Annotated in this window: 10 protein-coding genes and 1 riboswitch; of the genes, 8 read left to right on the top strand and 2 right to left on the bottom strand. The window is 47.0% G+C overall.

Annotation, left to right across the window (positions count from 1 at the left end):
• Window positions 1–11: 11 nt before the first annotated feature.
• The 7 genes from ACOJTG_RS01855 (at window position 12) to ACOJTG_RS01825 (ending at window position 7,329) form a co-directional block, all read left to right on the top strand.
• Complete coding sequence (locus ACOJTG_RS01855) at window positions 12–872, top strand: hypothetical protein (protein WP_420152248.1); 861 nt, start codon at window positions 12–14, stop codon at window positions 870–872.
• Window positions 862–1,590 (top strand): DUF4129 domain-containing protein, encoded by a 729-nt coding sequence (locus ACOJTG_RS01850; protein WP_420152247.1) that lies wholly within the window; start codon window positions 862–864, stop codon window positions 1,588–1,590. The genes ACOJTG_RS01855 and ACOJTG_RS01850 overlap by 11 nt, the downstream gene beginning before the upstream one ends.
• A gap of 105 nt (window positions 1,591–1,695) precedes the next feature.
• Complete coding sequence (locus ACOJTG_RS01845; protein ID WP_420152246.1) at window positions 1,696–2,949, top strand: DUF4350 domain-containing protein; 1,254 nt, start codon at window positions 1,696–1,698, stop codon at window positions 2,947–2,949.
• Between the two features lie 3 nt (window positions 2,950–2,952).
• Window positions 2,953–4,647, top strand: coding sequence for an AAA family ATPase (locus ACOJTG_RS01840; protein WP_420152245.1), 1,695 nt, complete (start codon window positions 2,953–2,955; stop codon window positions 4,645–4,647).
• 145 nt (window positions 4,648–4,792) lie between these two features.
• Window positions 4,793–6,091 carry a threonine synthase gene (gene thrC / locus ACOJTG_RS01835; RefSeq protein ID WP_420152244.1) on the top strand — a complete coding sequence of 433 codons (1,299 nt, stop codon included), beginning with the start codon at window positions 4,793–4,795 and terminating at the stop codon, window positions 6,089–6,091.
• A gap of 353 nt (window positions 6,092–6,444) precedes the next feature.
• Window positions 6,445–6,921, top strand: a complete 477-nt coding sequence (locus tag ACOJTG_RS01830; RefSeq protein WP_420152243.1) for a hypothetical protein — start codon at window positions 6,445–6,447, stop codon at window positions 6,919–6,921.
• Window positions 6,922–6,966: 45 nt separating this feature from the next.
• Entirely contained in the window at window positions 6,967–7,329 is a 363-nt protein-coding gene (locus ACOJTG_RS01825) for a YtxH domain-containing protein (RefSeq protein WP_420152242.1), read from the top strand.
• Window positions 7,330–7,419: 90 nt separating this feature from the next.
• Here ACOJTG_RS01825 and ACOJTG_RS01820 read toward each other — a convergent pair whose 3' ends face one another.
• Entirely contained in the window at window positions 7,420–9,825 is a 2,406-nt protein-coding gene (locus ACOJTG_RS01820) for a TonB-dependent receptor (protein WP_420152241.1), read from the bottom strand.
• Between the two features lie 102 nt (window positions 9,826–9,927).
• A riboswitch (TPP riboswitch) is annotated at window positions 9,928–10,024 on the bottom strand.
• Between the two features lie 130 nt (window positions 10,025–10,154).
• Here ACOJTG_RS01820 and ACOJTG_RS01815 point away from each other — a divergent pair.
• On the top strand, window positions 10,155–10,691 hold the full coding sequence (locus tag ACOJTG_RS01815) for a hypothetical protein (protein WP_420152240.1): 537 nt from the start codon (window positions 10,155–10,157) through the stop codon (window positions 10,689–10,691).
• A 74-nt stretch (window positions 10,692–10,765) separates the two neighbouring features.
• Here the strand turns inward: ACOJTG_RS01815 and ACOJTG_RS01810 are convergent, their stop codons facing one another.
• The gene (locus ACOJTG_RS01810; RefSeq protein ID WP_102200780.1) at window positions 10,766–11,677 is read right to left on the bottom strand and encodes an OmpA/MotB family protein; all 912 of its coding nucleotides are present in this window, start codon (window positions 11,675–11,677) and stop codon (window positions 10,766–10,768) included.
• Between the last annotated feature and the right edge of the window lie 301 nt (window positions 11,678–11,978).

Raw genomic sequence — 11,978 nt, 5'->3', positions numbered from 1 at the left:
AAAACGTACTTATGCGTACCATTCAACTTCGCGAAGAGCGAAATTTTAGCGAAATCATTAACGTTACCTTCCAGTTTACCTTTCAAAACCTGCGTACACTGGGGCCTATTCTGCTGTATTTCGCAGCTCCTTTCTCGCTGATTTCCGGAATTGCCACGGGCTTATACCAATCGCAGCTTTTCAGTTCAGGGCTCGGCTTGGCCGGAGCTACTCGCTTCAGCAATTTCTTCGGCCCTTCGTACCTGATGAGTATTTTGTTCAGCCTCCTGGCGAGTATTACCATTTCCCTAGTCGTTAGTAGTTATCTGGTACGGTACATGGACAGCGACGAGCCCATCGAGCCCGCCGAGGTTTGGCGAATCGTACTGCGGCATCTACTTCCTACGTTACTTCTGTACGTGATCTACGGGTTCACGTTACTACTGGGCTTTGTGCTGTGTTTTCTACCCGTAGCCTATCCCTATACCACGTTCAGTTTAGGTACGATCAGTCTGGTTCGGGAAGAGCGGCGACCTTCGCAGGCTCTACAACGTTCGCACGAACTGGTAACGATGAGCTGGGGCGACGCTCTGACTACCTTCGGTATCCGAATATTGGTCACGCTGGCGGCTAGTTTTTTAGGAGGAATTCTGTCGATCCCTATGTATCTGGTCATGTTTCTGCAAACCTTGAAAGTAGTGGGAGATGACCTGCAGTGGGTAACGATGCTTAGTTCGATCATAGCCGTAACGGGTACGACCATTCTTTCAGCCCTGGTCGATGTAGCTCTCGGATTTCAGTATTTTTCGCTCGTGGAAAAGAAAGAAGGTATTGGCCTCATGCAGGAAATTGAAGCCATTGGCCAGCAAAATCGTCGTGACGATGCGTATTAAAGGACTTTACTACTGGCTGATCGCCTGCTTGCTCTGGTTTCCGCTTTCGGGGGCATACGCTCAGAAGGATGCTACGGGCGTAGGTAAAAAGGTTCTTCCTGCCGAACCTGCCAGACCAACATTACGGCAACCGCTGTCCGAACGCTGGAACGAGATTAAAGAGGCCCGCGAATACCAGTATGGTCACGATGTGGAACCACCCACGGGTTTGATCGATGAGCTTTGGCAACGATTTCTAGCCTGGCTTTTTGAGTTTCTCTACAGTACCGATACCCGAAAAAGCCGCGAATGGGTACAGATTCTGTTCATTACGGCCGTGGTCGTATTTGTGCTGTATAAGTTCATGGGCATGGACAAAATGGGCCTGTTCCAGCGGAAATCGAAACGATCTACGCTTCCCTATTCCCTGATGCAGGAAGATATTCACGCGATTGATTTTCGGGAGGCGATTGATCAGGCGGTTCATCAGCACAATTATCGACTGGCCGTGCGACTGTTGTACCTGCAAACCCTCAAGACGATGGCCGATCGACAGCTGATTTCCTGGCAAATCAATAAAACCAACCGTACGTACGTCTATGAGGTGAATCAGCCGGGCTTACGGCCTACATTCGAACATTTGACTTCGTTGTTTGAATATGTCTGGTACGGCGACTTTCCGGTAACCGAAGAACGGTACCGTGAAATTCAACGGGAGTTTAATGAGTTTAGGGTGTAGCGTTCTTAGTTAATAGTTGTACTAATTCCGTAGGAGTTCCATAATCACTAGCCTAGGTGCAAGCCCAGGTCTCCTCCGATTTATATTTATAACGTTTTTCCGTTCGTGAAGCATTCGAAATTTCTGTTCTTTCTGCTTAGTATCATCGTCTTGTTTGTGGCGGTAGAATACTTCCGTCCGCGACCCATCGACTGGACGCGGACGTATCGGAATGACCAGAAAATGCCTTTCGCTACCCAAGCTCTTTATGACCTGTTGCCGGGACTGTTTCCCAAACAGCCCGTTCGCTCGGTACGTCTGCCCTTTTATAATCTCTGGAAAGAACAGCAACTCGCTCCTCGGAGTACCTACTTATACATCAGCGAAAACTGTACGTTCGAAAACGCCGACGTAAAGGCTTTGTTTGCGTACCTGAAACGCGGAAATGTCGTTTTTCTCTCGGCCAACGGTTTCCCAAAGCTTTTACTGGATTCACTGCATTTGAAAATAGGTACCAATCATCTGGTTGATTTCAACCGGGCGTACCAGGAACAGGCCCAGCCGGACGAAGATCAGCAAGCCTTTTACAACCGCTTTCGGCTCGATACCATGGCTCTGAATTTAACGAATCCAGCCTTCAAACGACCGGGTAAGGGCTTTGTCCTAGAAAGAGAAACTGCAGAAAATCATTTCCTTACCACCGAGTCTACACAGAAAGCCACTGTTTTGGGCGTAAACCAGCACGGTCAGTATAATTTCCTAAAATTCAACTTCGGAGCGGGTACGCTGTACCTGCATTCGGCTCCGGAAGTTTTCACCAATTACTACCTCCTGCAACAGGGTGACGCCAATTATGCCTTTCGGGCCCTTTCGTACTTACCCAATCTACCCATTCTTTGGGATGAGTATACGGAACAGGGTCGCGAGGGTGAAAAAAGCTTGTTCCGCTTTCTCTTTACCAGTCCGAGCCTAACCTGGGCGTATTACCTGACGCTGGCGGCTTTATTTCTGTTTGTACTCTTTGAAAGTAAACGACGACAACGCGTCATTCCGGTACTGGAGCCGCTACGAAATAGCTCTCTGGAATTTGTTGAAACGGTAGGCCAGTTGTACTACCATCAAGCCGATCATAGCGTGATTGCCGAAAAGAAAATTCAGCACTGGCTGACGTACGTACGCCAGCGATTTGGTCTGAAAACGACGGAGCTGGACGAAGAATTCAAAGAACTACTGACGGCAAAAAGTGGACTCGAACGTTCCGAAATTGATCGATTATTGGGTCGAATCGGGCAGGTACGATACTTTTCAGGAAATTTGCCCGAAAACCAGCTGGTTGATCTGAGTAACCAGATTGAACAATTTTACCAGCGTACCCAGTAACTCATGACCCAGATTCAGGAAACCATTCGGCGTATTCAGGAGATTGCCCGCTATCTGCAAAGGCTGGAATCGGATGATGACGCTTTGTTTGCTGAACTGAATGCGATCGACAAAGCCGTGATTGCTCAGTTGCTGGAAGAGTACAAAGTCGTTGAAAAACAGTTCAAGCCCATTAAACTGCTCCGGTACGAAGTGCTGAATCAGTTGCAGGAAGAACGCCCGCCCCTGCGTGCAGAAGACGTGGATTTTTACCGCGAACGCATCGAACGGAGAGATACCGAGTACTTTCAAAAGTACGGATTAAAAGTAGTTGAAGGGTTGGCTAATTCTCAGCCGCGAGATTCGTTTAGTGTGTATCGCCGTCAGGGCAAAAGTCTGTACTTCCGGCTGCTGTACCCGATTTTCTACCGGAAACTGCAATCCAACCTCATCAAACCGGCCCTAAAGGATATTACTACTGATATTGCCGAAACGCTGGGATTGAGTGAGTACCGTACGCATACCGTCGATTTTCGGGGAAGCACCAATTTTGGTTCACTCGTGTGCTGGCTAGCCCTGTACCCGGCTCGCTTTCGCTCGCATCAGGAATGTCATCACCTGTTTCTGACCATTACGGCCGATGGATTAAAGGCTGGTTTATGGTCGGGGCTTACTAATAAGGCTTCCTTTGAGGGTTCCGTCCAGAACGTTCAATCGTACGAAACGGCGGTAGAGTTCTTGAAACGATTGCGTAGCGATTACTACGTATTCAATCAAGAAGGAAAAACGCCTAAGAAATCCACAAAAAAAGCGGTTGTATCGACACCGGCCCCGGTCTTTGCCGAACCCATACCAGCGTATCAGCCCCGACCTTATACGGCAGCGGACGCTTTGCAGGAATTATTTCTTTCGGACGAACGCTTTCAGGAAATTCAGGATGCGTTGGCCTACAAGCAAAATTTGATTTTGCAGGGCCCACCCGGCGTGGGAAAGACCTTCGTCGCCAAACGGCTGGCCTATACCTTATTGGGTGCTCGGGATGAAAGCCGTATCGAAACCATCCAGTTTCATCAGTCGTACGCTTACGAAGATTTTATGCAGGGACTGCGGCCCGATGGAGCCGGTAATTTCTATTTGCGAAACGGCGTATTTTACGAATTCTGTAAGCGAGCTGGGCAATCTGACCAACCCTTCGTATTCATTATCGACGAAATCAATCGGGGCAACTTAAGCCGAATTTTTGGGGAATTATTTCAACTGATGGAAAGCGATAAACGGGGCCCTGCTCACGCCATTACGCTGACCTATTCGGAAGAACACTTTTTCGTACCCGCCAATGTCTATTTGATTGGGACTATGAATACCGCTGACCGCTCATTGGCCCTGGTAGATTACGCCCTAAGGAGACGTTTTGCGTTTATCGAGCTAGCTCCAACCTTCAGTACTAAGTTTCAAGCATTACTGGAAAACGAAGGCGTATCTACGGAGTTTATCCACATTTTGGTGAATAAATTGGAGTTTATCAACAAAGTTATCCACAATGATCGCAATCTAGGCAGTGGATATCTCATAGGTCATAGTTACTTCACCCATCCACAAATGCCCGAGAAAGAATGGTTCCTACGCATCATTCGACTGGAAATTGCTCCGCTGTTGCGAGAGTACTGGTTTGATGAACCGGATCAGGCGGAAGAACAAATTCAACGGCTACTGGCGTAATTTCACAAAATTCTATTTGGCAGGCCGGGGGGAAACCCCGAATTTTGTCCTCGTTTTATTAAAAACGATTTACTGTTACGTAGGCGGTGGTTTTCAGGCAAGAGGCTGCTGGAAAGACGGAACGGTAAATTGAAAACTTATTCGGATGAAACTATATTCCACCAAGCACCAGAGTCCTGACGTTAGCTTAGAAGAGGCTGTTTTTCGTGGGCTGCCCCCCGATAATGGGTTGTACATGCCCGAATATATTCCGACCCTTCCGCTTTCATTTTTTGAAACGATTCAGGACTTATCGCTACCCGAGATTGCTTTGGAAGTTTCCAAAGCGTTGATTGGCGACGACATTCCCGAAACCGACCTCAAACGCATCATCGATCAGGCCATTACGTTCGATGCTCCGGTGGTAGCGGTGGAACCTGATACGTACGTGCTCGAATTATTCCACGGCCCTTCCATGGCCTTCAAGGATTTTGGGGCTCGTTTCATGGCGGCATTGATGTCCTATTTTCTGGAAAAATCAGCCAAGGAAATTCATATTCTCGTAGCCACCTCTGGTGATACGGGCGGAGCCGTAGCTCAAGGGTTTTACCAAACTCCGGGCGTTAAGGTTACGATCTTGTACCCCCGTGGAAAGGTTTCTGACATTCAGGAGAAACAATTGACCACCCTTGGAGCTAACGTTACAGCGTTGGAAGTCGAAGGTACGTTTGACGATTGCCAGCGATTGGTGAAAGAAGCATTTTTGGATGCTGATTTGCGGGCGAAATTTAACTTAGCTTCAGCTAACTCAATTAATATCAGTCGTTTAATTCCCCAGGCGTTTTATTATTTCAATGCCTACGCTCGTCTCAAACATCTGGGTAAGCCCCTCGTATTCAGTGTGCCGAGTGGAAACTTTGGCAACCTGTCGGCGGGAATCATTGCCTACCGCATGGGTCTGCCCGTACGTAAGTTTATCGCGGCGACAAATAGTAATCACGTCGTTCCCGATTACCTGTCCACGGGTGTATTCGAGCCTAAACCTTCACAGGAAACCATTTCGAATGCGATGGACGTGGGTAATCCCAGCAACTTCCCGCGTTTACTGCTCCTAAGCGGCGGTGAATGGGAAACTGCTAAGGATTTGATAACGGGCATTTGGTATGACGACGCACAAACGCAGGATGCCATTCGCCACGCCTATGATTCGACGGCTTATCTGCTGTGCCCGCATACGGCCATTGCGTATCAAGGGTTAAAAGACACGGTAGCGGAAATGGAGGAGGATGTAACGGGTGTTTTCCTATCTACGGCTCATTACGCGAAGTTTCTTCCTACCATGGAAGCGACACTCGGTACTACACTACCCGTTCCTGAACGATTGGCTGAATTACTCGACAAGACGAAGGAAGCTATTCCTATGAGCAGCAATTTTGCCGACTTTAAAGCTTATTTACTAGGTTAATTACGTACTTGTTTTTTATGAAAAGGGCCAAACGAAAGACGTTTGGCCCTTTTTGGTTGAACAGATTGTAGAGGAATCGTGTAGAGTACTCAACGTAACGGTCTGCTATACGGAGGAATATTGGGATTTTATTTGCCCAATTTCTAGGCAGATACCGGTTTGGTATCGGTTTTTAACCTGTAGATTCATCTGAGATTCCTTCAACGCATTTAAAAGTAATAAACAACCGTCAACCAACCTTTGAATACATAGTACTTCAACCTGAACGATTGAATTTATAACCAACCTGCGTTACCATCAACTTATAGAGTGTCAACCTATCACTTAAAATTATTCCAACCTGCGTTATTGCCATGAAAAAAAGTTTGATTGCCCTTAGTACCGCTTTAGCATTAGGAATGTTTACTCTGACCTCTTGCGAAGAAAAACCGAAAAGTGCCGAAGAGAGCTTAGCTGAGGCTAAACAAGAGGCACGCGAAGAGAAAGCGGAAATCAATGAAGATTTACAGGAAGCAAAAAATGACGCGTCTGAGAAGCGGGCGGAAGTAAACGCTGAGCTGAAACAAGAAGAACGCGAGTTTCTTGCTAAAATGGAAGCCCAACGCGACAATATCGATGCTGAGCTGAAGCAAATCGACGCGAAGCTGGATAAGGCCAAAGGCGAAGAGAAAGCCCGCTGGGAAGCTCGGAAAGATCGGCTCGAAAAGCGAAAAGATAAAATCGACGAAAACATGATCGAATTAAAAGGTGGTCTGAAACGCGATTGGAAATCATTCAAAGCAGACGTAGACAAAACGTTTGACGATATCAAAAGAGATTTGAAGAACTAATGAATAGACCTCTCAATGGGGTTATATCATACAACATATTTAACCATGGCTAATAAAAGTCTTCTAGGATTTGCCGCTGCCGGAGCTGTAGGGGTACTGATCGGAATCATCGTTGCTCCTGAAAGTGGCAACAAAAACGTTAAAAAAATCAAACGCTTCGTTAACGATTGGGCTAGCAAAATGCTCGACGAAATCGAAGCAGGCAAGAGCTCTCTGGGTGAATTTGCTGATGAAGCCGAAGAAAAAGCTTACGAGCTGAAAGGCAGAGCAAAAGCTAAAGTAGAGGATTTCAAAGATACTGCGTATGAACTGAAAGGTGAAGCAGCTGCTAAAGCAGAAGACTTCGCTGATGAAGTAAAACAAACGTACTCAGACGTTCAAAGCGAAACCAAACGCTCATTCTCTTAAGCGTCTATCCAACCTCAACTTTGGTCTATAAACGGCCAACAAAAAATCCGGTAAGGTCACTTACCGGATTTTTTGTTTATCAGCTTTGTACTAGAATTTGATGCCTACACCCAGCAGAAAGTTGAAACCAGCCTGAGGGTAGTAGTAATTTTCAGTAGTAAACTGTCCTTCAGAAACATAACTGAAGCTATAGCCATTGGATTCGTAGAGTCGATTGAAAACGTTATTTAGTAATAGACTCACGTTAATCTCTTTGACAAATTTGGGCTTGATGCTGTAAATAGTCCGAATGTCATTCGTAAAATAGCCGTTGAGTTTTCGACCTTCATCCTGCGTATTATCCAAATATTGCTTTCCTACGTACTTGGCCAGCCATCCCAACTCCAAATTTTTGATTGGTTTCCAGAGGAGTTGTCCGCCAAAAATTACGTTCGGTGAAAAAGAGATGTCCGTATTTCTGGAAATTTGTTCCTGCTGCGTTTCGTCATCATAATTATCGTAGTACGAACGAAACTCCTTGATTTTGTTCTGGCTAAAGGTAGCATTGGCGTTCAAGGTCAAGGGTTTAGCGATCTGATAACCGCCTTCTACTTCCAGACCCATCCGATAACTCTTGCCCGCGTTGGTGCGAGTAGGGCTACCCACGTCGTTGAGTTTACCCGTCAGTACCAGCTGGTTTTTGTAGTTCATGTAATAGCCGTTAACTGTGAAAGCCAGTTTGCCCGCCTGTACACGATACCCCGCTACCCAGTCCTGAAGCTGTTCGGCTTTAGGACGACTTTGGGCCGTCGACTGGGTAAAGTCGTCGCGATTCGGTTCCCGATTAGCCACGCTAAATGAAGCGTACGCCGAGTGCTGTTCGTTAATCTGGTAATTCAAGCCCAGTTTAGGATTAAAGAAATTCAGATCCGCCTGCTGCTGTACATTCTGCAATTGACTGTTGATTCCCAGAAAATCGTAGTGAACCCGTCGAATCTGAGCGTCTGCGAAAACGTTCAAGCCTTCCGTCAACTGGTAATACGCTTTGGCATATAAGTTGAAGTCAGTTTTAGTCGCATCATCTTCGTAGTACCGCGTACGAATGTTGGAGTTACTGGCAAAACGAGCCCAGATGATTTCACCGAAGTGCTTACCCGTATAACGATTCCAACCTCCACCAATATTTACCTTCAGCTTCTTAAAGGAATCATAGTCGAGCGAGAATACCGTTCCATAAAAATCATTGTCAAGCCATTTGCGGCGGATGAGCGTAGTCGTATCAACGGTAACCCCGCCAATGACAACCGGAGCTAGTCCATACTTATTGAGTTTTTCGCCGGGTTTATATTCTTCGTAATAGCCACGTCCCTTCGTATAGTGAAGGTTGAAGTTGAAGGTCCAGTTACGGGAAAGCTGATGCGAACTCAGTAACTGGTAATTATCCTGCTGGTAATTATCGGTCTGGTTGTCGTACGTAAAACTATTGTAGGTGCGATTCGTCTTTAACAGATATTCCGGCACGCCATTCCAGGCCTGATACGTTTTCTCAATGCCGGAAAAAATATTAATCCGTACAAAGGATTTTTTCCCAAAATACGCTCCCGACAAGTAGAACGATTTAAGGTTGGAAGAAGCCCGATCCACGTAACCATCCGTGGTCAATCTGGACAGACGGGCATCTACGGTAAATTTTCCGTTAATGAGTCCCGTGCCTGCCAGTACATTGTTTTTCAGTGTATTAAAAGAACCCACGCTGTGATTCGTTTCAGCGTAGGCATCTTTCCGAAATTCATTCGTCTGGACGTTTACCGTCGCCCCAAAAGCTCCGGCCCCATTGGTCGATGTACCCACGCCGCGTTGGATCTGAATGCTGGTTGTACTGCTCGCAAAATCGGGCATGTTAACCCAAAAGAGCCCCTGACTTTCGGCATCATTGTAAGGAATTCCGTTGAGGGTTACATTAATCCGAGTTGCGTCGGAGCCACGAATCCGAAAGCCGGTATAACCAATGCCCGCTCCGGCGTCGCTGGTCGTTACTAAAGAAGGTTGGAAATTGAGAAGTACGGGTAGATCCTGACCCAAATTCTGTTTCTGAATTTCTTCACCTCCTACATTCGTATACGCCATTCCGGTACGCTGGTTGGCCCGCGTCGCGGATACTACCACTTCATCCGCGGTAAACGAACTACGTACCAGAGCAATACGCAGCGGTTGCGTAGCAGTCAGGTCAATACGCTGTTTTTCATAGCCCACGTAGCTGATTTCAAGCGTCGTCACCTGATTAGGTAGATTGCTTAACGAGAAGCTCCCATCCGTTTTCGTGGTTACGCCTCTTCGCGTGCCCACTGCCTGTACACTGGCTCCGGGTAGGGGCTGACCGTCCGATGCATCCGTTACCGTACCCGATGCATTTTTCTGAGCAAACGTATACAGCGAAGAAAGTAATAGGAAGAAAAGTAGAAAACCTTTACCCAAAAAATGGGGCAGTTTTACTGCGTGAGTAAAGCTTGTATGCATGGTCGTATAGCTACGACAGGCTAAGGGGCTGAAGCCCGTCCGGGTTTCAGTACATAAATGGATAAAAGTATTGATGCTGGGACAATCCGAAGAAATACAGGTTTTCAGACTATCTACGCTTCCCTTCGACGGCATTATCCGTGGCAGGTTCAATGGGTATGATCTCAGCCCGTTAGGTAGGGCACCCCTTTATGCGATCAGTTTGACAAAGGTAGGCGTTTGCGAAGGGATTTGATGTAAAAAACAATTTTTATCGAAAGAATGGAAGCTATTCCAACCCTTTAAATCGAAATTGGGTCTTTAGAAGGTCCTCCATACCTTTATCTATCATGAAAGTACTCACTATGCTGGGTTTTATGGTGATGGCTGCTTTCTTAGGCATCACGTTGGCATCCACGCAACAACAACTTCAACCCATTAATACTGTACTGGGCGATGAAAGCTTTATTGCCACCTACGGCCGTAAACCTGATTTGAGAACGCCGCAATCGCTTCGTATTGAAACGCATTTAGCATACGTAGAAGACAAGTTGCGACAAAGCTCTGTAACCCATCTGCCCGTACATCTCCAACAAAAACGCCAACGGTTGTTAGACCTATTACAGCAATACAGGGAGGCTGGTAACTTTCCCCAAAATGAGCCGAATGTAAGTCAACACAAACCCTGCTTCATGGATAAGAACGGCACCATTTGTGCAGTAGGCTACCTGATCGAGCAGACGGAAGGGAGAGCAATCGCCGAACGCATCAATGCCCGTCATCCGTACGACTATATTCAGGACATGGATATGCCCGAAGTGCAGGAATGGATAGAAAACTCAGGACTAACTGAAGAGGAATATGAAATGATTCAGACCAGTCATTAGGATCAGATTTAGTAACGGCATAAAAAAGCCCACTTTCAACAAGTGGGCTTTTTTAGTATAGACAAATCCAGTGCTTATTTAGCCTGATCTTGTTGCGGGGTCAGGAGTTGGAAGAACTCATCCAGACGGGGGGTCAAGATGATCTCCGTTCTGCGGTTGACCTTGCGTCCCGCCGAGCTCTTGTTGGAATCCTTGGGCTCGTACTCACCCTTACCAGCGGCCGTCAAACGGGCCGGATCCACCTTGAACTTGCTTTGCAGCAACCGTACCACCGAGGTGGCCCGACGCACACTCAAGTCCCAGTTATCCCGGTTGAGATCCGTCGAGATGGGTACGGCATCGGTGTGACCCTGTACCATGACCTCGAGCTCATTGTGATCGTTGATGACCTTGGCAACCTTACCCAGCACTTCTTCGGCCCGGGCATTCACGTTAGCCTGACCCGTGGCAAACAAGAGTTTGTCCGAGATCGAAACGTACACGACACCTTTCTTAACTTGAACCTCGACGTCCTCATCGTTGACATTGGCCAGCGAGCGTTTGAGATTCGTCACCAGGGTCAGATTCAGCGAATCCTTGCGTTGGATGGAGGTGTTCAGACTCTGGATGTATTTACTCTGCTGATCGATGGCTTCCAGGGAGCGTTTGATGGACTCGGCTCCTTGCTTGGAAACAATGGAGAGATCGGCCATGCGGTCCAGAAGACCGGCGTTGGTACGCTTTAAGTAATCCAGCTGATCTTCGACTTCCTTAACGCGGGCGGTTTTGGCCGTCAGCTCGTTGTTGCGGGCATCGAGCTGTGATTGCAGGGAAGCGGATTTTTGTTGACAATCGCCGAGTTCGACGCGGATGCGTTCGGCCAGGCGGGTGTTTTCGGTTTTTAGGTCATTGACCTGGGCTTGCAAGGCGGATGCTTTTTTCTTGCTCACGCAGGACTGACTCACAACGGCCACCGACAGGGCCATCATTACCCATACTTTTCTCATAACGGTGATAAGTTTAGCGAGTTAATTAATTTCCCATTCAAAAGACTCGCAAAAAAGATAAAAAAAAGTCAAGCGTCAAAACGCTTTCCGAATTCACCAAAAAATGAACATTATTTTTGCGGAATACGTTAAAATCCTAACGTACCATTCCCCGAAAAGCTCGCTTTTTCTATCCTTTCTTGCGTAAAGAAACTATGCCCGAGGAGTTAACTTCCATTCAGCCAAAAAATTACCTTGGATTATCGCTGGTTTTTTTCTAGGAAATAGACTATTTTTGCACCCCGATTGCCGGACTGTAAAA

The organism is Siphonobacter sp., from assembly GCF_048595215.1.
In the GTDB taxonomy this organism is placed as follows: domain Bacteria; phylum Bacteroidota; class Bacteroidia; order Cytophagales; family Spirosomataceae; genus Siphonobacter.
The sequence above is the reverse complement of the archived record's forward strand: the minus strand, read 5'-3'. Positions and strand labels throughout refer to the sequence as shown.

Coding starts and splice junctions, on each gene's coding strand:
- ACOJTG_RS01855 (WP_420152248.1), top strand. CDS start 12: ATGCGTACCATTCAACTTCGCGAAGAGCGAAATTTTAGCGAAATCATT.
- ACOJTG_RS01850 (WP_420152247.1), top strand. CDS start 862: ATGCGTATTAAAGGACTTTACTACTGGCTGATCGCCTGCTTGCTCTGG.
- ACOJTG_RS01840 (WP_420152245.1), top strand. CDS start 2,953: ATGACCCAGATTCAGGAAACCATTCGGCGTATTCAGGAGATTGCCCGC.
- thrC (WP_420152244.1), top strand. CDS start 4,793: ATGAAACTATATTCCACCAAGCACCAGAGTCCTGACGTTAGCTTAGAA.
- ACOJTG_RS01830 (WP_420152243.1), top strand. CDS start 6,445: ATGAAAAAAAGTTTGATTGCCCTTAGTACCGCTTTAGCATTAGGAATG.
- ACOJTG_RS01825 (WP_420152242.1), top strand. CDS start 6,967: ATGGCTAATAAAAGTCTTCTAGGATTTGCCGCTGCCGGAGCTGTAGGG.
- ACOJTG_RS01820 (WP_420152241.1), bottom strand. CDS start 9,825: ATGCATACAAGCTTTACTCACGCAGTAAAACTGCCCCATTTTTTGGGT.
- ACOJTG_RS01815 (WP_420152240.1), top strand. CDS start 10,155: ATGAAAGTACTCACTATGCTGGGTTTTATGGTGATGGCTGCTTTCTTA.
- ACOJTG_RS01810 (WP_102200780.1), bottom strand. CDS start 11,677: ATGAGAAAAGTATGGGTAATGATGGCCCTGTCGGTGGCCGTTGTGAGT.